Origin of the sequence: Streptomyces sp. NBC_00986 (assembly GCF_045162565.1) — a bacterium.
Taxonomy (GTDB): Bacteria; Actinomycetota; Actinomycetes; order Streptomycetales; family Streptomycetaceae; genus Streptomyces.
The window spans coordinates 6751645-6771327 of the sequence record NZ_CP108733.1 but is presented as its reverse complement, the minus strand read 5'-3'; the positions used below and the strand labels follow the sequence as shown (position 1 = coordinate 6771327).

General features: G+C 71.1%; 17 protein-coding genes. 7 read left to right on the top strand and 10 right to left on the bottom strand.

Features of this window, described 5'->3' with window-relative positions:
- The first annotated feature begins 49 nt into the window (after positions 1 to 49).
- Positions 50 to 1360 (top strand): ABC transporter substrate-binding protein, encoded by a 1311-nt coding sequence (locus OG504_RS30345; protein WP_405992642.1) that lies wholly within the window; start codon positions 50 to 52, stop codon positions 1358 to 1360.
- Between the two features lie 34 nt (positions 1361 to 1394).
- Here OG504_RS30345 and OG504_RS30340 read toward each other — a convergent pair whose 3' ends face one another.
- Both OG504_RS30340 and OG504_RS30335 read right to left on the bottom strand, forming a co-directional pair.
- On the bottom strand, positions 1395 to 3221 hold the full coding sequence (locus OG504_RS30340) for a hypothetical protein (RefSeq protein WP_405992641.1): 1827 nt from the start codon (positions 3219 to 3221) through the stop codon (positions 1395 to 1397).
- Between the two features lie 200 nt (positions 3222 to 3421).
- Positions 3422 to 4807, bottom strand: coding sequence for a transcriptional regulator (locus tag OG504_RS30335; RefSeq protein ID WP_393752364.1), 1386 nt, complete (start codon positions 4805 to 4807; stop codon positions 3422 to 3424).
- A gap of 256 nt (positions 4808 to 5063) precedes the next feature.
- Between OG504_RS30335 and OG504_RS30330 the strand changes: the two genes are divergently transcribed.
- From OG504_RS30330 to OG504_RS30320, 3 genes are all read left to right on the top strand, one after another.
- Positions 5064 to 5726, top strand: coding sequence for a bifunctional DNA primase/polymerase (locus tag OG504_RS30330; protein WP_405948659.1), 663 nt, complete (start codon positions 5064 to 5066; stop codon positions 5724 to 5726).
- Positions 5727 to 5815: 89 nt separating this feature from the next.
- Positions 5816 to 6586, top strand: coding sequence for an ABC transporter ATP-binding protein (locus tag OG504_RS30325; protein WP_405992640.1), 771 nt, complete (start codon positions 5816 to 5818; stop codon positions 6584 to 6586).
- Positions 6583 to 8190, top strand: coding sequence for a transporter (locus OG504_RS30320; RefSeq protein WP_405992639.1), 1608 nt, complete (start codon positions 6583 to 6585; stop codon positions 8188 to 8190). The genes OG504_RS30325 and OG504_RS30320 overlap by 4 nt, the downstream gene beginning before the upstream one ends.
- Before the next feature lie 114 nt (positions 8191 to 8304).
- On the opposite strand, the gene OG504_RS30315 is transcribed toward OG504_RS30320, so the two are convergent.
- Together OG504_RS30315 and OG504_RS30310 are read right to left on the bottom strand one after the other, a co-directional pair.
- Positions 8305 to 9162: an alpha/beta fold hydrolase gene (locus OG504_RS30315; RefSeq protein ID WP_405992638.1), complete on the bottom strand. Its 858-nt coding sequence runs from the start codon at positions 9160 to 9162 to the stop codon at positions 8305 to 8307.
- A 577-nt stretch (positions 9163 to 9739) separates the two neighbouring features.
- Entirely contained in the window at positions 9740 to 10432 is a 693-nt protein-coding gene (locus tag OG504_RS30310) for a metal-dependent transcriptional regulator (protein ID WP_019057324.1), read from the bottom strand.
- Positions 10433 to 10692: 260 nt separating this feature from the next.
- On the opposite strand from OG504_RS30310, the gene OG504_RS30305 reads away from it, so the two are divergent.
- Positions 10693 to 11448 (top strand): SIS domain-containing protein, encoded by a 756-nt coding sequence (locus OG504_RS30305; RefSeq protein ID WP_033286544.1) that lies wholly within the window; start codon positions 10693 to 10695, stop codon positions 11446 to 11448.
- Positions 11449 to 11485: 37 nt separating this feature from the next.
- Here OG504_RS30305 and OG504_RS30300 read toward each other — a convergent pair whose 3' ends face one another.
- The 3 genes from OG504_RS30300 to pdxH form a co-directional block, all read right to left on the bottom strand.
- Positions 11486 to 12901 carry a PAS domain-containing protein gene (locus OG504_RS30300; RefSeq protein WP_405992637.1) on the bottom strand — a complete coding sequence of 472 codons (1416 nt, stop codon included), beginning with the start codon at positions 12899 to 12901 and terminating at the stop codon, positions 11486 to 11488.
- 256 nt (positions 12902 to 13157) lie between these two features.
- Positions 13158 to 13607, bottom strand: a complete 450-nt coding sequence (locus OG504_RS30295; RefSeq protein WP_405992636.1) for a GNAT family N-acetyltransferase — start codon at positions 13605 to 13607, stop codon at positions 13158 to 13160.
- 338 nt (positions 13608 to 13945) lie between these two features.
- Complete coding sequence (pdxH, locus tag OG504_RS30290; protein WP_405992635.1) at positions 13946 to 14629, bottom strand: pyridoxamine 5'-phosphate oxidase; 684 nt, start codon at positions 14627 to 14629, stop codon at positions 13946 to 13948.
- A 172-nt stretch (positions 14630 to 14801) separates the two neighbouring features.
- Between pdxH and OG504_RS30285 the strand changes: the two genes are divergently transcribed.
- Both OG504_RS30285 and OG504_RS30280 read left to right on the top strand, forming a co-directional pair.
- Positions 14802 to 15914, top strand: coding sequence for a citrate synthase 2 (locus OG504_RS30285; RefSeq protein WP_405992634.1), 1113 nt, complete (start codon positions 14802 to 14804; stop codon positions 15912 to 15914).
- 97 nt (positions 15915 to 16011) lie between these two features.
- Complete coding sequence (locus tag OG504_RS30280; protein WP_405992633.1) at positions 16012 to 16152, top strand: hypothetical protein; 141 nt, start codon at positions 16012 to 16014, stop codon at positions 16150 to 16152.
- Between the two features lie 591 nt (positions 16153 to 16743).
- Here the strand turns inward: OG504_RS30280 and OG504_RS30275 are convergent.
- Genes OG504_RS30275 through OG504_RS30265 form a run of 3 tightly spaced genes read right to left on the bottom strand, consistent with a single transcriptional unit; the run spans position 16744 to position 19651 of the window.
- The gene (locus OG504_RS30275) at positions 16744 to 17361 is read right to left on the bottom strand and encodes a TetR/AcrR family transcriptional regulator (protein WP_405992632.1); all 618 of its coding nucleotides are present in this window, start codon (positions 17359 to 17361) and stop codon (positions 16744 to 16746) included.
- Positions 17349 to 18086 carry an enoyl-CoA hydratase family protein gene (locus tag OG504_RS30270; RefSeq protein WP_405992631.1) on the bottom strand — a complete coding sequence of 246 codons (738 nt, stop codon included), beginning with the start codon at positions 18084 to 18086 and terminating at the stop codon, positions 17349 to 17351. The genes OG504_RS30275 and OG504_RS30270 overlap by 13 nt, the downstream gene beginning before the upstream one ends.
- On the bottom strand, positions 18083 to 19651 hold the full coding sequence (locus OG504_RS30265; RefSeq protein ID WP_405992630.1) for a 4-coumarate--CoA ligase family protein: 1569 nt from the start codon (positions 19649 to 19651) through the stop codon (positions 18083 to 18085). The genes OG504_RS30270 and OG504_RS30265 overlap by 4 nt, the downstream gene beginning before the upstream one ends.
- Between the last annotated feature and the right edge of the window lie 32 nt (positions 19652 to 19683).

Genomic DNA, 19683 nt, shown 5'->3' with positions numbered 1-19683 from the left:
GACCCCGAGTCACACCCCGGTTAGTGGCGTGACGGAAGCGTGTCTGTCCATGACAGGCAGGCGACGCAACCGCAGCACCTTCCTCCCCACCTTCACCCGGCCCGTCAGAGCGACCGTCCTGTCGGCGGCCGCCCTGGGGGCGTGCGCGTCGCTCGTGGCCGGCTGCGGGGTCATCCCCGGTACCGCGGGGAGCTCCGGGGACGGCTCGATCACCGTCATGACGTGGGCACCGTGGGACACCAACGCGACCAACAAGCCGGGCATGCCCGCCATGGCGACGGCGTACGCGAAGTGGATCAACAAGCACGGCGGGATCAACGGCCGCAAGCTCAAGGTCCTGACCTGCAACGACCACAACACGAACGTGGCCGCAGCCAAGTGCGCCCGGCAGGCCGTGCAGCAGAACGTCGTCGCGGTCGTCGGTTCCTACAGCGAGTTCAGCGACTCGTACTTCGCCCCGCTGGAGGGCGCCGGCATCCCGTACATCGGCGGCTACGGCGTGACGACCGAGGAGTTCACCCGCGCCCTGTCCTACCCCGTCAACGGCGGCCAGCCCGCGCTCCTGGCGGGCCTCGGCAAGGAACTCGCCTCGACCTGCGGCCCGGTCACCCTCGTACGGCCCGACTCCATCGCCGGCGACGACCTGCCCCCGCTGCTGAACGCCGGGCTCGCTGCGGGCGGCCACGCGGCGGCGACCGACCAGCTCGCGGCCGACGACGCCACCGAGTACTCGAGCCAGTCGACACGCGCCCTCACGAGCGCGACCGGCGGCTCGGGCAAGGAGGGCTGTGTGGTGCCCTCGCTCGGGGACCGTACCGACACCTTCATGGACTCCTTCCGGCGCGACCGCCAGGACTATCCCGCGGTGCACGCCGCGACCGTGCTCGGCAGTGTCGACCAGACCGAGATCAACTCCACGGGCGGCCAGTCCGGGCCGTACGAGGGGTCGTACATCACGGGCTGGTACCCGGTCGCGAGCGACGCGCGCTGGGACCCGATGAAGAAGGCCGTCAACGAGGTGGCCTTCGGCGACAACCGCATCGACCCGGCGGACGCGGGGGTGCAGACCACCTGGATCGCGTACACCGCGTTCAAGACCGTCGTGAACTCGCTCGGCAACGGTGACATCACCTCCGACACCGTGCGCCGCGCCCTCGACGACGGTGTGAAGGTCAACACGGGCGGGCTCACGCCGACGCTGCAGTGGAGCCCCCGCGACGACAACCTCGCCTCGGTCGGCCTGGCCCGGCTGGTCAACGCGAACGTGACCCTTCAGGTCGTACGGAAGGGCGTTCTGGTGTCCGCGAAGAAGGGCTTCTTCGATATGACGAGGACGCTGGACAGCGCGAACCTCGACTGAGACCCGCGCTGTCGGGAGTGCCTGTCGGGAGTGCTCAGAGCTGGGTCGGCTGGCGCTGGGTCAGGCCGTAGGTCTTCGCGATCGTGTTCCAGAGGGCGGCGGCCTTGGCCTTCTGGTTGCTGGCGACACCGCTCGCCGCGTTGCCCGCCGCGGTCTGGCCGGTGGTGCGGGCCTGGCCCTTCTTGCAGCCCTTCTTGCCGGCCGCCTGGTCGGCCCAGCTCGCGTAGTGGTTGTCGGCCGACGCGGACGCCTTCCACGCGTTGGTGAGCGCGGTCGTCAGGGCCGCGTTGTCCGGCAGCTTGTCCACCGTCAACTGCGAGAGCTCGGTGACCAGTTCGGCGCGCTGCTTGGCGGCGTCCCGCAGGTCGGAGGCGGAGTCGCCGAGCTTGTTGCAGGCCTTCACATTGCCCACGGCGCTGATCACCGAGGCACGGCTGCTGCCGCTGTCGGCGAGCAACTTGTCCAGCGCGACGGCCTGTTCCTTCGCGGCATCGGTGCCCGCCGCCGAGGAACCGTCCGTGGCGGCGGAGGTGGCGGCGACCGTCTTGTTGTCGTCGCTCTTGCTGCCGCCCCCGCTGAGCAGGGCCCCGGCGCCGACCCCGAGGATCGCGATACCGACCCCGATCCCGGCGATCAGCGGCACCCGCGAACGGCGCCCGCCCCGGCCACCGTCGTCGCCTTGAGCGCCACGTCGGCCGCCGCCGTCTCCCGGCGGGGCATACGAGGGCTGTGCGTACGCCTGCTGCGCGTAGGGCGGTTGGGCCTGGCCGTAGCCCTGCTGGCCCTGCTGGCCCTGCTGCTCGGCACGCGGCGGCTGCTGGAAGCGGGGCATCTGCTGCGTGGACGCGGCGGGCTGCTCGCCCCCGGCGTCGCTGCGGAAGAGGTTGTCGAACTCGGCGGGCGGCTGCCGGTCGTCCGGTCCGCCCGGCCGCGCCCCGTACCCGGGAGCGGCGCCCTGCGCGGGTACCGGCGGGAGGAACTGCGTGGGCTGCGCGTCGGGGTGCGCGGCCTGCGGCATGGGGCCCGCGGCCGCGGGCATCTCGGGCGGCAGCGCCCCCGGGCCGACGGGCGGGATGTACTGGGTCGCGCCCTCGTCCATGGGGGCGGCGGGCACCGGCGGCAGGAACTGGGTGGCACCCTCGTCGCCGGGCACGTTGGCCACCGCCGGGATGTACTGCGTCGCGCCCTCGTCGGCGGGCGGCAGCGGGGCGCTCGGGAACGCGCTCGCGGACGACGTCGGCAGGGGCGCGCCGGAACCCGGGCCGGAAGCGCCGTATCCGTAGCCGTAGGCCTGGGCGTCCGTCCCGTAGGGCTGCGCGCCGGTCCCGGCCTGCGGGAGCCGGTCGGCGGCCTGGGGTATCGCGGGCGACTGCTCGGACGCGTAGCCCGCGCCGACGTACCCGGCGGCGGGCTCCTGGGCGTAACCCGACGGGTACTCCTGGGCGTACGACTGCTGCTGCACGCCGTAGGCCGCGTGCTGGGCGCTCTCCTGGGGCAGGGCGCCCGGCTGGGCGGGGATGCCGTCCTGGGCGCCCCACGGGGCCTGAGCGGGCTGCTCGGGGGCGGCGCCCCACTGTTGCTGCGGCTGCTGTTGCTGCTGGTCTCCCCAGCCCTGGCCCGGCGGCGGGGCCGGGGTCCGGTGCTGGTGGTGATGCTGCTCGTCGTGCTGGTCCGGGCCCCATGGCCCGCCCCAGGACTGGCCGCTGGTCGGCGGCGCTATCGACGGCTGCCCGCCCGACTGCTGGTCACCGCGTCCGCCCGTCATACCCGGCAGGAGGGGTGCGCCTCCGTCGGAGGGCAGCACGATGCCTTCGCGCGCGGGCCGCGCCGAGGGCTCCTCGCCCTGTCCACTCTGCGTCACCGGGACTCCTACGAATGGGGGACCTACGGGATCGTCGGCTCACGCTACCGGGTACCCCGAGCCCGGTGCCACGCAGCACTGGACTGGACCTGCCCTCTTGTGACGGCGGTAACAGTCCCTGACCCGCATCCGCTCCAAGTGCCGCTGTCCGCACTCCTTTCCGCACCGGAGCGGTGTTCACCTGCCGGTCCCCCCGCCGTTCACGCGGCGGCCTGCAACTCCATCCGCGCCCCGAACTCCCTCACCACCGGCTCGTCCCGGTACGGCTCCAGGCGCTGCTGGAAGTCGTCCAGGTACTCGGCGCCCCGGTTGGACCGCAGCGAACCGAGCAACTCCACTGCTTTCAGGCCCGTGTTGCAAGCCTGCTCGATCTCGCGCTGCTGCACCTGCGCGCTCGCGAGGAGGACGTATCCGATGGCCCGGCGGCGCGCCCGCGACTCCGGGTGCCCGTCCAGGGACTCCTGCGCGGACCGGGCCGCCGCCTCGGCCTGGCCCAGGTCGCGGTGGCAGTGCGCCAACTCGTCGGCGAGATACGCCTCGTCGAAGTGCGCGATCCACGCCGGATCGTCACCGGTCGACGGATCCGCCGCGTCCAGCGCGCTCACCGCGCGCCCCGACGCGAGCTGCGCCGACCGCGCGTCCCCCATCAGGGCGTGCCCGCGCGCCTCCGCCGCGTAGAACATCGCCTCGGCCCGCGGGGTCACGCGCCCACGCGCCCCCTCCTGCGCCGCCCGCGCCAACTGGGCGATCTCACGCGGGTTTCCGAGCTGCGCGGCGAGGTGACTCATGGACGCGGCGAGGACGTACCCGCCGTATCCCCGGTCCCCCGCGGCCTGCGCGAGACGCAGGGCCTGGATGTAGTAGCGCTGCGCCAGGCCGGGTTGACCCGTGTCGACGGCCATGTAGCCGGCGAGTTCCGTCAACCGGGCGACGGCGGCGAAGAGTTCACGCCCCACGGCCTCCCGGTACGACCCCGCCAGCAGCCCGGAGACGACACTGTTGAGGTAGTGCACGACGACCGGGCGCACATGCCCGCTGCCGTACTGGTGGTCCAGCTCGCTCAGCGCCTGGGTCATCGCGCGGACCGCCGCCACGTCGGACGGGCCGACACGTGGTCCCGCCGCACGGGCGACCTGCGAGTCCGGCGAGGAGATCAGCCAGTCACGGCTCGGCTCCACCAGCGCGGACGCGGCGACCGACGAACCGGACAGGAAGTCCCGGCGCCCCACGTCACTGCGCCACAGCTCACACACCTGCTCGATGGCCCCGAGGACGGTCGGCGAGAACTGCAGGCCCACGCCCGACGCGAGGTTCTTGCCGTTGGCCATGCCGATCTCGTCGATCGTGACCGTACGGCCCAGCTTGCGGCCCAGTGCCTCGGCGATGATCGCCGGAGCCCGCCCGCGCGGCTGCTGTCCCCGCAGCCAACGGGCCACGGACGTCTTGTCGTAGCGCAGGTCGAGACCGTGCTCGGCGCCGCACATGTTGACCCGGCGGGCCAGCCCGGCGTTCGAGCACCCCGCCTCCTGGATGAGCGCCTGCAGCCGTTCGTTCGGCTGCCGCGCGACAAGTGGCCTTGCGGCCATGGCGTACCCCCTGGGAACAACCCCTGAAGCGAAAAGATCCGGCCGTGAAGATCAATGCCCAGCGAACATGGCGAAAATGCGAAGCATGCGAGGAATGCCGGGGTAAAAGCTGGTGCCCGCCCCACACGTGGCTACCCAACTCCCGCCGTCGTTCCTCCCGCGCGCCCCCGCACATGCCTCCATGCGCCCCAGTTGCGGAATCGATGCCCCTCCCCCGCGCGCGCTACCCCCGTAACTCCAGGTGGGTGCGGGAGTTGTGTTGGGCGTGGAAGAGACGATCGCGGGCACCGAAGCCGCTCAGATTCCGAAGCAGCGCGGGGAATCGCTGCTGGAGACAGCCGTACGCTACGCCGAGGAGCGCCACTGGGACGTCTTCCCCGGCACCTGGCTGGAAGCCGTCGACGGGGTGCAGCACTGCTCCTGCGGCGACCCCGCGTGCGCCGCACCCGGCGCACACCCGGCGCGTGAGGACTGGGCGACGCAGGCGACGGGCAGTGCGACTGTCGCGCGGCGGATGTGGCAGAAGCAGCCGGCGTCCTCGATTCTGCTGCCCACGGGGCGGACGTTCGACGCGATTTCCGTTCCGGAGAGTTCGGGGTTTCTCGCGCTGGCCCGGATGGAGCGGATGGAGTTGACGCTCGGGCCTGTGACGTTGACGCCGGCGCGGCGGATGGAGTTCTTCGTGCTGCCCGGGGCTTCGGTGAAGGTGCCGGATCTGGTGCGGCGGATCGGGTGGGCGCCCGCGTCCCTTGATCTTGTGGTGCTGGGTGAGGGTGGGTATGTGGCTGCGCCGCCTACGCGGTTCGGGTCTCGGGGGGCTGTGCAGTGGGCTTGTCGGCCGACTGCTGCCAACCGGTGGCTGCCGGATGCGGAGGAGTTGATCTCGCCGCTCGCCTATGCGTGTGGGCGGGATCGGTAGTTTTGCGGGTGCGGGTTCGTTGTGGCTGGTCGCGCCCACGCGGCGGAGCCGCATATCGAACACAGCCCCGCGCCCCTAGGTTGGCTTCCATGACGTCGGCTGTAAGTGTGCGCGGGCTATGGAAGCGGTTTGGGCAACAAGTTGCCGTGGCCGGGATCGATCTTGAGCTGCCCGCGGGGAAGTTCATCGGGCTGGTCGGGCCCAACGGAGCCGGGAAGACCACCACCCTCTCCATGGTGACCGGGTTGCTGCGGCCCGATCAGGGGAGCGTCTCGGTCGTCGGGCATGACGTGTGGCGGGACCCTGTAGCGGTCAAGGCGCGGATCGGGGTGCTGCCGGAAGGGCTTCGGCTCTTCGAGCGGCTGTCGGGGCGTGAACTCCTCGGGTACAGCGGGCGGTTGCGGGGGCTGCCCGGTGCCGAGGTCGACAAGCGGGCCACGCAGCTTCTCGACGTGCTCGACCTGGCCGGGGCGCAGCACAAGCTCGTCGTCGACTACTCGACCGGTATGCGCAAGAAGATCGGGCTCGCCGCCGCTCTCCTCCACAACCCCGAAGTCCTGTTCCTGGACGAGCCGTTCGAGGGTGTCGACCCGGTCTCCGCGCAGACCATCCGGGGCGTTCTGGAGCGCTACACCGCTTCCGGCGCCACCGTCGTCTTCTCCTCCCACGTCATGGAACTCGTCGAGTCGCTCTGCGACTGGGTCGCCGTGATGGCCGCCGGCCGCATCCGCGCCCAGGGCACTCTCGCCGAGGTCCGCGGCGAATCCCCCACGCTCCAGCAGGCGTTCCTCGAACTCGTCGGCGCGGGCGCCCGCGACCACAGCTCCGACCTCGACTGGCTGGGCGGCGGCACCCGATGAGCGACACCACGACAGCGGCCTCGATCACTCCCGTCGTCGTACGCCTGAAGCTGTCCCTGTTGCGGAACGGTCTACGGCAGTCCGGTGGCCGACGGGCCGCGTACGTCGCGTCGGCGGTCGTGGTGCTGTTGATCGCCGCGCTCCAGCTGCTCGGGCTGATCACGCTGCGCGGGGACACCCACGCGGTCTCCGTGGTCGTACTCCTGGTCGCGGTACTGGGGTTGGGCTGGGCGGTGATGCCGCTGTTCTTCCCGTCCGGCGACGAGACCCTCGACCCAACTCGCCTGGTGATGCTGCCACTTCGGCCCCAGCCGTTGGTACGGGCGCTGCTGGCGGCCTCGTTGGTCGGCATCGGTCCGCTGTTCACGCTGATGCTGCTGCTGGGTTCCGTGATCGCGGTGGCGCACGGACCCGCCGCATACGTCACGGCCGTCCTGGCGGTCGCCCTCGGGCTGCTGATCTGCGTGGCCCTCGCGCGGGCGGTCGCCGCGGCCAACATCCGCCTGCTGACCAGCCGCAAGGGCCGGGACCTGGCGGTGCTGAGCGGGCTGGTGATCGCGGTCGGCGTGCAGTTGGTCAACTTCGGTGTACAGCGCCTGGGTTCGTCGGGGCTGTCCCAACTCGACCCGGCAGCGCAGGTGTTGCGCTGGGTACCGCCGGCCTCGGCGGTCGGCGCGGTGGACTCGGTGAGCAGGGGTTCGTACGGCCTGGCGGCAACTCAACTCGTGCTGTCCGTCTGCGCCTTGGGGGCGCTGCTGCTCCTCTGGTCACGCAGCCTGACCAAACTGATGACGGCACCCGACGGCTCGACGCTCCAGTCCGCCGAACCGGCGGCGAAGGACAGGGGATCCACGGGCGGCCTGGCCCGCTTCCTCCCGTCCGGGCGCACGGGGACGGTCATGGAACGCAGCCTGCGGTACGTGTGGCGCGACCCCAAGACCAAGGCGGCGTGGGTGACTTCGCTGGCGATCGGTCTGATCGTGCCGGTGTTCAACGCGTTGCAGGGCACCGGTTCGGTGTACTTCGCGTGCTTCGCGGCCGGGATGCTCGGCATCCAGATGTACAACCAGTTCGGCCAGGACACGTCCGCGTTCTGGATGGTCGCGATGACGATCTCCACGACGCGGGACGCCTACGCCGAACTCCGGGCGCGTGCCCTGGCGTTGCTGGTGATCACCCTGCCGTACGCGGCGCTCGTGACCGTCCTGACGACAGCGCTGCTCGGCGACTGGTCCCGGCTCCCGGAGGTCCTCGGCCTCTCCTTCGCCCTCCTCGGCGCGATGCTCGCCACCGGCGCCTGGACCTCGGCCCGCTTCCCCTACTCCATCCCCCAGGGCACCCACAAGAACGTCGCCCCCGGCCAGGCCGGCCTCGCCTGGATCTCCATCTTCGGCGGCATGATCTCCGCGGCCCTCCTCTGCTCCCCGGTCATCGCCCTCACCATCTGGTCAAACGTCAGCGCGGACGGGGACCAGTGGAGCTGGATGTTGCTACCGGCGGGGGCGGGGTACGGGGCGGCGCTGACGTACGCGGGCCTACGCCTGGCGGCACCGGGAACGGCGAGGCGCCTGCCGGAGATCCTGGCGGCTGTGAGCAAAGGGTGACTCTTCAGCTCAGGCTCGGGCGATTCTTTCAGGGGCGCGGGGAACTGCGCGACCAGCCACAACGGCGCAGCACCCGCCACACAACAGAACCCCCCACCCCCCTAGGCGCCCGACTCACACCAGCACCCCGTCAAGAAACGGCTCGATAGCCGCCCGCCAAGCCGACGGCTGGTCATAGTGCACAAGATGCCCGGCGTCAGCGACCTCCGCATACTCCCCCCTGGGAAGGACCCGCACCATCTCCTGCGCCTCAGCCCGCCCCAACTCCCCGTCAAGCCCCCGCACCACAAGCGAAGGACACTGCACCTGGGCCAGCTCCTCCCAGTGCGCGTCGTACACCCACGTCTCACGGGACTTCAGCATCTGCTCCGGCTCGAACACCGGCCGCCACCCGTCGGCGGACTCGTGCATGACCTCGGCGTAGAACTCCCCCCGGGACGGGTTCGGCCGCTCCACCCACGGGTCGTCCTCGCCGAACCACTTCCGGACATCCGCGAGCGTGGCGAAGGGAACGGGCCACGACTTGAACCAGTCGGCCCACTCCCGCTGCGACGCCGCGCCCAGCGCGGACGCCCGCATGTCGCAGATGATCAACCCCCGCACCAGATCGGGCCGTTTCGCCGCGAGCTGCCACGCGGTGAGCGCGCCCATCGCGTGGCCGATGAGGACGACCGGAGCGAGCCCCAGCTGCTCCAGCGCGGCCTCCGCGTCCTCGACGTAGGCCTCGCGGGTGAAGGCCGCCTGGGGCGGCTTGTCGCTCTGGCCGTGGCCGCGCTGGTCGAGTGCGACGGCGCGGTGCCGTTCGGAGAGCCAGCGGGCGGTGGACGCCCAGTGCGAGGCACGGCCCATCAGGCCGTGCAGTAACAGAACTCCGGGTGCCCGCTCGATCTCCCCCGCCTTGGGCGGGTCCGCGAACTCCCATGCGGCCAGGCGTACGCCGCCTGCTCCGGTCACGTCGATGCGCCGCGCCATTGGTCCTGGCACCCCCCTAGCTCCGCACGGACCGCTCGCTCCCGCTTCGAGCCCATCGGTCCTGTGAACCACGCTCTGCCGCCTGTGCCGTTTCTTCTTGCTTCCGTCTCTTCTCTCGCTCGTCTCTTCCTACAGCTCATGCCCCGCGGGTTTCATCACCCACAGGTTATCGAATACAGATTCGAAAATGCCGTCCGCGGCCGCAACACCCCTCGTTCGAGTGACCCGGCTCGGGGAATGATCGCCGCTGCCCAGGGGAGACCTTCAGCGGGAGGCGGGCCGCTCGGGGAAACCGGTCCGGAGGGGATGACCTTGAGAGCTCGGGGCTCCGGGTCAGCACAGGGGAGGACAGGCCCCGGCGCCGTGCGGCGCCGGGGCCCTCTCCACGTCTGCGGCACATCCTCCGTCCCCCTCACGGTCATATGCCTTACGCGACAGCCTGGCACGCGCAGCGCCCGAGCGCTGCGATTCAGCGCACTGAATCTCGGATTCGCCGAGTTCGCCGACAGCCCCGCCGGGACGCCACAACTGCCCCATGCGCCCCACGAGTTGACGGCCCATCGGGGAAAAGAGGAGCTCAGCGCTTGGCGACGAACACGTGCGAGGCGATCTCCGACTCCAGCTCGGCCGCCTCACCGCCGCTGCCCACCAGCACCCCGCCCGCCGACTCCGTCACGCTCACCACCGAGCCGGGCTGCACGCCCGCGCGGCGCAGCGTGTACATCAGCTGCGCGTCCGTCTGGATGGGCTCGCCGATCCGCCGCACGACGACGGTCTTGCCGTCGACACCCGGGTCGAGGTCGGCCAGCGACACCATGCCCTCGTCCAGGAACGGGTCGGCCCCGTCCTTCTCGCCCAGCTCCTCGAGCCCGGGGATGGGATTGCCGTACGGCGACTCCGTGGGGTGGCGCAGCAGCTCCAGGACGCGGCGCTCCACGGCCTCGCTCATCACGTGCTCCCAGCGGCAGGCCTCGGCGTGCACCTGCTCCCACTCCAGGCCGATCACGTCGACGAGCAGGCACTCGGCGAGCCGGTGCTTGCGCATCACGCGCGTGGCGAGCCGGCGGCCCTCGTCGGTCAGCTCCAGATGGCGGTCGCTGGCCACGGCCACCAGGCCGTCGCGCTCCATGCGCGCCACCGTCTGGCTCACCGTGGGCCCGCTCTGGTCGAGCCGCTCGGCGATGCGGGCGCGCATGGGGACCACACCTTCCTCCTCCAGCTCGAGGATGGTGCGGAGATACATCTCCGTGGTGTCGATCAGTCCGGACATACGTGCCCCTCGATTACCTCTGCCCGAAGCTCGACGGCTCCGCGGCGCGTGCGCTGGCCCTGGACTCAATTCTGACGCATACCACTGACAACCGTGCCGCGCCGCTGAAACCAGCCGGTTACGGCCACCTGTGGGCCCCTGCGCGGCGGCCCGCCACCCGGGTTCCCCGGCCTTGCCCGCCGTATTGACAGCGCACTGGTCCAGACCGCACGGTGATCCGCGACACAGCCGCATGGCAACCGTACCGAAGGGGCTTCCGCATGAGCGACCGTACGCCGGCCGGCCAGTTCTTCGACGCCGCGATCACCCTCCTCCAGCGGGTCCGCGACGAAGAGGCCGACTCCGTCCAGGCGGCCGGCACGCTCCTCGCGGACACCGTCGCCGACGGGGGGCGCCTCTTCGCCTTCGGCGCCGGGCACTCCTCCCTCGCGGCCCAGGACGTCGTCTACCGCGCGGGCGGGCTCGCCCTGATGAACCTGCTCACCGTCCCCGGAGTCGTCGGCGTCGACGTCATGCCGGCGACACTGGGCTCCGCCCTGGAGCGCGTCGACGGCCTCGCGAGCGTCGTCCTGGAGACGTCACCGCTGCGCTCCGGCGACGCCCTGGTGATCATCTCGCTGTCCGGGCGGAACGCGCTCCCCGTGGAGATGGCCATGAAGGCCCGCTCCCTCGGCGTGCGGGTCATCGGCGTGACGTCGGTGGCGTACGCCTCGGAGACGACGTCACGGCACGTCTCGGGGACGTATCTCAAGGACCACTGCGACGTCGTCCTCGACTCGAAGATCGCGATCGGCGACGCGGAACTCACCCTCGACACCATCCCGGCCCCCTTCGCCCCCGCCTCCACGGTCGTCACCTCCGCGCTCCTCCAGGCGGTCATGGCGACGGCGGCGGCGACCCTGGCCGACCGGGGCATCGAGCCGCCCCTGCTGCGCTCCGGGAACGTGGACGGCGGCCACGCGTGGAACGGCCGGGTGTTCGAGGAGTACCGGGACCGGATCTTCTACCAGTACTGAGCCACCACCACGTAGCCGCCCGCTACGGGGCAGCGGCTCATTTCTCGCCCGCCGCCTCCGCCAGATCCAGGGCTGCCGCGATCCGTACGGCGACGTCCTCGGCGTAGATCGAGTCGGACCGTTCGAACTGGCTGCGCCCGGCGCCCCGTAGGAACGTCACGACGCCCAGGGTGCGCCCCCGGCTGCGCAGCACCGCGCACAGGGCGTGCACGGCGTCCGTGGGCCACTGCCGGACCCGGGCCCACTCGCGGGCCTGTTCGGGCGGGACGGTGCCGATGCTGGCCCGCACGGAGCCGACGCGTTCGACGCACTGGAGGGCGGGATGCCCCTCTCCGTAGCGCACGGGCAGCCCGGCGGCGCCGGAGAGGAGACTCGGCCCCGGTGCACCCGTGGGCGTAGCGGCGACCCGGATGAGTCGTACGGCCGTAGCGCGTACCCCGTCACCATCGTTCAACGATCCGCCCGCGACCCGGTCGATGAGGGCGTGGTCGGCGAAGCCGGCCAGCGCGAAGTCGAGGTGGACGGTCGCCGCGTCGCGCGGGTCCTCGCACTCGGCGGCGGCGCGGGCGGCGCGGTGCAGTTGCTGGGCGCGGAAGCGCAGCAGCGAGGCCTCCTGCTCCAGCTGCTTGGCCTCCGTGACGTCCTGGAAGAGCCAGCCGACACCGAGCGGCACCGGTTCCTCGGTGAGCGGCGAGGCCAGCCGCAGGAACCCGCTGCGCCAGCAGCGCCGTAGATTGCCCTCCGGCGTCCGGACGCTCACCCAGATCTCCGCGGGCGCCGGCGGCGCGCCCTCCGCGAGCACGTGCGTGAGCGCGGCCTCCAGCTCCTCGACGCCTTGGGCGAGCAGTTCGCCGAGGGGCCGGCCGAGCACGGAGGTACGCCCGGTACCGAGCGCACGCGCGGCATGGGAATTGACGACAGCGGGCCGCAGATCGGCATCCACAAGCACAACACCCCAGGAGGCATCCTCGAACAACGCCTCACTCAGGGCGATCGACCGCTCAAGGTCGATCTGGGCGTGCACCTCACTGAAGGCGCAGTAGACCCCGGCGGGCTTCCCGTCGGGCCCGCGCACGGCGGCGGACTGGGTCCGCACAAGCACGCGCCCCCCGTCCTTCGTAAGGAGGGCGAACTCATTGACCTGCCGCCCAGGGGCCTGCATGGCGGACATGAGCCGCCCCTCGACCTCCTCGGCGTCCGCACTCCGTACGGCCCACCCGGCCAGCCCCTGCCGTCCCACGGCCTCGGCGGCGGTCCAGCCGAGGATGCGCTCGGCCTCGCGGTTCCAGTGGGTCAGCACGCCGTCCGCGTCGAAGGCGCAGAGCGCCGCGTCCATCCCGTCGAGCAACGCGGCCAACAGATCCGACCCGCCGACCCCTTCGGGCCCGCCGTCCCGCTCGGGCTCGTCGGGACCCAACTCATCGGTGGTCCCACTACGCCGGGAAGCACTCACCTGGACCCCCTGCAGGCTGCGTCCGCGGACACGACGCGTCGGTTCACTCACTCCCCCTCATTCAACTCGAACGTGACGCAGCACACACCGAGTTCCCGCAAGATTGAGGGAATCGTTGTACGACACCGGCTCACCCCGCTCCCGACGAACAGCCGACAACTCATCGCGCCGCACGCGACGTCGACTGGAACCTGACCACGGGGTTCCCCTTCCAAACAATCCGGATCACGGTGACGGGCCGTCCCCCACACACACGTCATGGGAGATGGAGGAGAGTGATCCACTCGTCGGTCTCGCCGTCCAGTACGTAGCGCTCGGTCTCGACGAAACCCCGCGCCTCGGCGAACCGCACCCCGTCCGTGTTGGCGGCCAGGACGACGGTCTCGATCGCGCCGGCACCGAGCGCACGCGCGCGCGTGAGGCCGTTTTCGTAGAGCGCGGCTCCGTAGCCGCGCCGCCGGAACTCGGGCAGCACGCGCGCGATGACGGTCACCACCGCGTCCTCGCCCTCCGGGGGCCGCACTGTGGAGCAGCCCACGAGCACGTCCCCCAGGTATGCGTTCTCCAGCCGGTTCCGACCGCTCCGCTCGCGGACCTCGTCCAGGGACATCGCGGCGGGCGGCACGATCAGGTTGTGGACGTGCCGCCAGTCCTGGAGGGCGTTCTCGGCGTCCGGTGTCACCGGGTCGATGCGCAGGTCGGTCATGGGGCGGAACCTAGGTGACCAGCGGATTCTCGTCCAGTGAGTTCAGGACTCGTAAAAGCGGTTGATCCGTCGGCGAGGGGTTCTTAGGGTGGCGAGTACTTCGGAAAGGAGGTGGTTCGGCAGATGTATGGAAACCGGACGGAAGAGGTGACTGCGGGCTAGTGGCCCGCCGTCGTACTCGGTTCGGCGCCGGACCAGCGTGTGTGAGTTGCGCGCAACCGGCCTAACCCAACGCAGTCACCCGACCCGCGAGCTCGCCGGTACGTCCGGCCGGCTCCCTCGCCGCAAGGCGGAGGGACCTGAGCTCGCGGGTCGCTGCGTTTCCCGGGGCCCGTGGGTCAGGGGCTCAGGCGGTCCAGGCGCCAACTGCCGGACGGTTCCGCTGTGTAGCGGAGGCGGTCGTGGAGGCGGTTCTCCCGGCCCTGCCAGAACTCGACCGTCTGGGGGGCGATACGGAAGCCGCCCCAGTGCGGGGGGACCGGGACCTGTTCGCCCTCGGGGTAGCGGGCGAGCAAGTCCGCGTACGACGACTCCAGTTCGGCTCGCGAGGGGATCACCGTGGACTGGGTGCTGGCCCACGCGCCGAGTTGGGAGCCGTGCGGGCGGGTGCGGAAGTACGCGGCGGTCTCGTCGCGGCCGGTGCGGCGGGCGGTGCCGGTGACCAGGACCTGGCGGGCCATCGGGTGCCAGGGGAAGAGCAGCGAGACGTACGGGTTGGCGCCGAGTTCGCGGGCCTTGCGGGAGTCGTAGTTCGTGTAGAAGACGAAGCCCTGCTCGTCGTAGTGCTTCATGAGGACCGTGCGGGAGCTGGGGCGGCCGTCGGCGTCGGCGGTGGAGACGACCATGGCGTTCGGCTCGTAGACGAGCTCCTGGAGTGCCGCCTCCTCGAACCAGCGGCCGAACTGTGCCATGGGGGTGGGGGCCAGGTCCGTCTCGTCGAGGCCCTCCACGCGGTACTGCCTGCGCATGGCGGCCGGGTCGAGGCGGGGATCACGGTCGGCGGTGGCATCGCGGTCGGTCACGCGGTCATCCTGCCGTACGGCGCCGGGAGGGCGGGTACGGTCTCGCGTTCGGGTGGCACTCAGTGCCGCAGGCCCTCCCCTTGTGTGGCACTCGGCGTTATGGTGCTGATGTCTCTACCTTCGGCCCGCGAGTCCTCCGTGACCGGGGAGCCACAGCATGAGGAGCCGCCTGATGTCCGACTTCGACCCCTCCTTCGTACCTGGACTCGAAGGAGTCGTCGCCTTCGAGACGGAGATCGCCGAACCGGACAAGGAAGGCGGCGCCCTGCGGTACCGGGGCGTCGACATCGAGGACCTGGTCGGTCACGTCTCGTTCGGCAACGTCTGGGGGCTGCTCGTCGACGGCGCCTTCAACCCCGGGCTGCCGCCCGCCGAGCCGTTCCCGATCCCGGTGCACTCCGGGGACATCCGCGTCGACGTACAGTCCGCGCTGGCCATGCTCGCGCCCGTGTGGGGCCTCAAGCCGCTCCTCGACATCGACGAGGAGCAGGCCCGCGACGACCTCGCGCGGGCGGCCGTGATGGCCCTGTCGTACGTCGCCCAGTCCGCGCGCGGGCAGGGGAACGCGATGGTTCCGCAGAGCGAGATCGACAAGGCGCACTCGGTTGTCGAGCGGTTCATGATCCGGTGGCGGGGGGAGCCGGATCCCAAGCATGTCGCGGCCGTGGACGCGTACTGGACGTCCGCCGCGGAGCACGGGATGAACGCGTCCACGTTCACGGCTCGCGTCATCGCCTCTACCGGTGCCGATGTCGCCGCCGCGCTTTCCGGTGCCGTGGGTGCCATGTCCGGGCCTCTGCACGGTGGGGCGCCGTCTCGTGTGCTCGGGATGATCGAGGAGATCGAGCGGACCGGGGATGCGGAGGCGTACGTCCGTCAGGCGCTCGACAAGGGTGAGCGGTTGATGGGTTTCGGGCACCGGGTGTACCGGGCCGAGGATCCTCGGGCTCGTGTACTGCGGCGTACCGCGCGGGAGTTGGGGGCGCCGCGGTTCGAGATCGCGGAGGCGTTGGAGAAGGCGGCGCTCGCGGAGTTGCATGCGCGGCGGCCTGACCGGGTGCTGGCGACCAACGTCGAGTTCTGGGCGGCGATCGTGCTGGACTTCGCCGAGGTGCCGGCGCACATGTTCACGTCGATGTTCACGTGTGCGCGTACGGCGGGGTGGTCGGCGCACATTCTCGAGCAGAAGCGGACGGGGAGGCTTGTGCGGCCGTCCGCTCGCTATGTGGGGCCTGCCACGCGGGGGCCTCAGGAGATCGAGGGGTTCGGGGATATCGCCCACTGAATCGGGGATATCGCCCACTGAAAGCGGATCAGCTCCCCGGTCGTGACGTCCGGGATGCCGATGGCCTCGATCACGGACACGGACCGACAGGCGACGGATGACCGGCTCAGCCGACCGGCCGGGCGGCCTTCTTGATCAGGTCGGCGACGGCGGCCGGCTGCGCGCGGGCGCGGCGCTGGGCGCGCCGGCGGGGGCCGCGCTGCCCCTGCTGGACCTCACCGGGGTGGTGGACGGCTGATGCGGTCGTCGGCAGCGACAGCGACCAGGTGCCCGCTCGGCCTGGTCCCCCACACGGGCGCGCAGCCGGCGCAGGCGAGCGCGTCGACGCCGCGCGGGAGCTGGGAGTCCGCCATGAACGTCACCCGGCTTGCGGGCAGGTCGTCGGCAAGCGATGTGGCGAGGCGTCACTCACGGTGCAACAGCGGGAAGCCGTCGACGAGCGGCAGGATCGGCGGCACCGGAGCGGCGGTCGGCGGGTCGGCGATCCGGTGCTGGACAACTCGCTGCTCGCTCATGTGCCGGTCTCCTCACCGCGGAACGGGCCGGAGGTACGGGTTCCGGCCATGGTTGCGGCGCTTGGGCCGAGCCGCATCGGCGAACTCATGTCTCGTCGCGGGTGTCCAAGGACGGTTCGCTGCACGACCCTGGGCCGACGCCGTCTCCAGCCAGATCCTCAGCGTCTACACCCCACGGCCCGGTACCCCCGAAGCCGACGCGATCCGTCTCCTGGCCGGCTGGAACGCCGACAACCCGCCGGCGGGAACACGCGGCGCCCACGCGGCGGAACCGCGGACGGACACCGCCCCGCGCCCCTGAAAGACAAGGGCACTCAGCCCAGGCTTGTTTCCAGCAGGACCGCCCATTGGGCCACCACTCGCTCCCGGCGGCCCCTGTCGTCGGTGAGCAGGTTGGCAAGGCCCAGGCCCCTCGCCATGTCCAGGAAGCCCTGGACCGTCTCTCTTGCGCCCGGCTTCGACTCGTCCGCGTCCAGCAGATCGACGGCGATTCTGTGGGTCTCGCGGCCCACCTTCGCCTCCAACTCCGTCACCCGGGGCCGGAGTTGGTCCTCGTTCGAGGCGGCCACCCACAGGTGGAGGGCCGCGCGGAACAACGGTCCCGTGTAGAGGTCGACCAGTGCCTCGATCACTGCGCGTCGGTCTGCCGCGCCCTCCGGGAACAGCGCCCGGAGAGCAGTCGAGCGTTCCTCCGCCACATACTCGACCGCTGCCGTGAACAGGTCCTCGCGGGTCGGGAAGTGGTGTTGGGCGGCGCCTCGGGAGACACCTGCGCGTTCGGCCACGACGGAGACCGTGGAGCCGGCCCAGCCGTGTTCGGCGAGGCAGGACACGGCGGCTTCCAGGAGGCGTTGCCGGGTGGCCCGGCTGCGGTCCTGCTTGGGTCGGCGGTCGACCGCGCCCGGCGCCGTCGTCGCGCTCACACCACCCATGCGGGGTCCCGTCGTTCGAGGAATGCTGTCATCCCCTCGCGGGCCTGCGCGGAGCCGAACAGCCGTGCCGAGAGCGCGGTCAGGTCGGCCGCGTCCCGGTCGAAGGTCTCCAGCACCCTAGCCGTGAGCAGCCGTTTCGTCTCGGCCAGGGCCTCGGGAGCGGACCGGCGCAGGCCGTCGAGGATCGGTGCCAGTACCTCGTCCACGTCCGCTCCCGCCACCGTCAGCAGGCCTGCGTGGGTCGCTTCCGTCGCGTCGAAACGCTCGCCGGTGAGGTAGTAGCGGGCCAGTGCTCGCGGGTCCGTGCGGGGAAGGAGCGGGAGGGAGATCACCGCCGGGGCCACCCCGATCCGTACCTCCGTGAACGCGAAAGTGGTTGATGTGGTCGCCGCTGCCGCCATGTCGCAGGCCGCCAACAGGCCTACGCCGCCCGCCCTTACGTGGCCTGTCACTCGCGCGACGACCGGTTTGGGGAGTTCGACGATCTGGCGGAGCAGGGTCACCAGGGACTCCGGAGGCGGAGGATCCCGTAGGTCCGCTCCCGCGCAGAACGTGTTGCCGGTGTGGGTGAGGACGATCGCCCGTACGTCGGTGTCCTTCGCGCACTCCGTCAGCGCTTCCGCCAACTCCCTTACCAGGGACGCCGACAGCGCGTTTCTGCTCTCCGGTGAGTCCAGGCTCAGGGTCTCGATGCCACGCGTGCGGGTACGGCCGATCAGCGTCATGCGCGGCCTCGCAGTTCCCGGCGCAGGATCTTGCCGGAGGCGGCTCGGGGGACGGCGTCGATGAAGCTGACGATGCGGACGCGTTTGTACGGGGCGACGCGTTCGGCGACGTACATGAGGACCTCGCTCTGGGAGAGGTCGGGAGCGGTCTGCTGGCGGACCACGTACGCGTGCGGGACCTCGTTGTTGTCGTCGTTGTACTCGCCCACGACCGCCGCGTCCGCGATGCCGGGGTGCGTGAGCAGGAGGGCCTCCAGTTCGGCGGGGGCCACCTGGAAGCCCTTGTACTTGATGAGTTCCTTCACCCGGTCGACGACGAACGTCCAGCCGCCGTCGTCCACGTAGCCGACGTCCCCGGTGTGCAGCCAGCCGTCCGGGTCGATCATCGCGGCGGTGTCGTCGGGGCGGCCGAGGTAGCCCTTCATCACCTGGGGGCCGCGGATGAGGAGTTCGCCCGCCTCGCCGATGCCGAGGTCCTTGTCGGGGTCGTCGAGGGAGACGACGCGCATCTCGGTGCCGGCGATGAGTTTGCCGACGGTTCCCGGGGGTGCGGTCGGCATGTCCCGTACGGGGACCACGTGGGTGCCCGGGGACAGTTCCGTCATGCCGTACGCCTGGCCTACGGGCGGCAGGCCCAGGCGCTGTGAGCAGGCGGCGGCGAGGTTCGCGTCGAGGGGGGCCGCGGCGCTGATGATGTATTTCAGGGACGAGAGGTCGTACTGGGCGACCGCGGGGTGCTTGGCGAGGGCCAGGACTATGGGCGGGGCCACGTACAGGCCTGTTATGCGGTGGTTCTCGATGGCCGCGAGGAAGGTCTCCAGGTCGAAGCGCGGGAGGACCACGACCGCGGCGCCCTTCCTCAGGGGGGCGTTCATCAGGGCCGTGAGGCCGTAGATGTGGAAGAAGGGGAGGACGGCGAGGATGCGGTCGCCGGGGCCGGTGGGGACCGCGGGCTCCAACTGGGCCAGGTTCGTCGCTATTTGGCGGTGCGTGAGCATCACGCCCTTGGGGGTGCCCGTCGTGCCCGAGGAGTACGGGAGGGCCGCCACGTCCGTCACCGGGTCGATGTCGACCACCGGTTCGGGGGCCGTGGAGCCGAGCATGTCGGCGAGTGAACGGTGGCCGGGTGCGCTGTCGCAGACGAATATCTCCTCGACGCCGCCCGCCAGTTCGGCCGCCCGGCGGGCCGTGTCGACGAGGGGGGACAAGGTGACGATCCAGCGGGCCTCGGAGTCGCGCAGCTGCTTGGCGAACTCCTCCGGGGTGGCGAGCGGGTGCACCGTCGTGACGGAGGCACCCGCGCGGGTCGCGGCGTAGAACGCCAGGGGGAAAGCGACCGTGTTGGGGCTGTGCAGGGCGAGCACGTCCCCCTTGCGCACGCCCGCGTCCGCGAGGCCGGCCGCGATACTCCGGTGGAACGCGTCGAGTTGGGTGTACGTGAGGGTGGTGCCGTCCGTGCCGTCGACCAGCGCGGGTTCGTCGCCGAACTCGGCGGCCCGGGCCAACACCGCGTCGTGGATGGGGAGTTCGACGGCCGGAACGTCTGCGTACTCGCTGCGGAACATGGTTCCTCCTGGCCCGTACTGGCGCGGGCTTC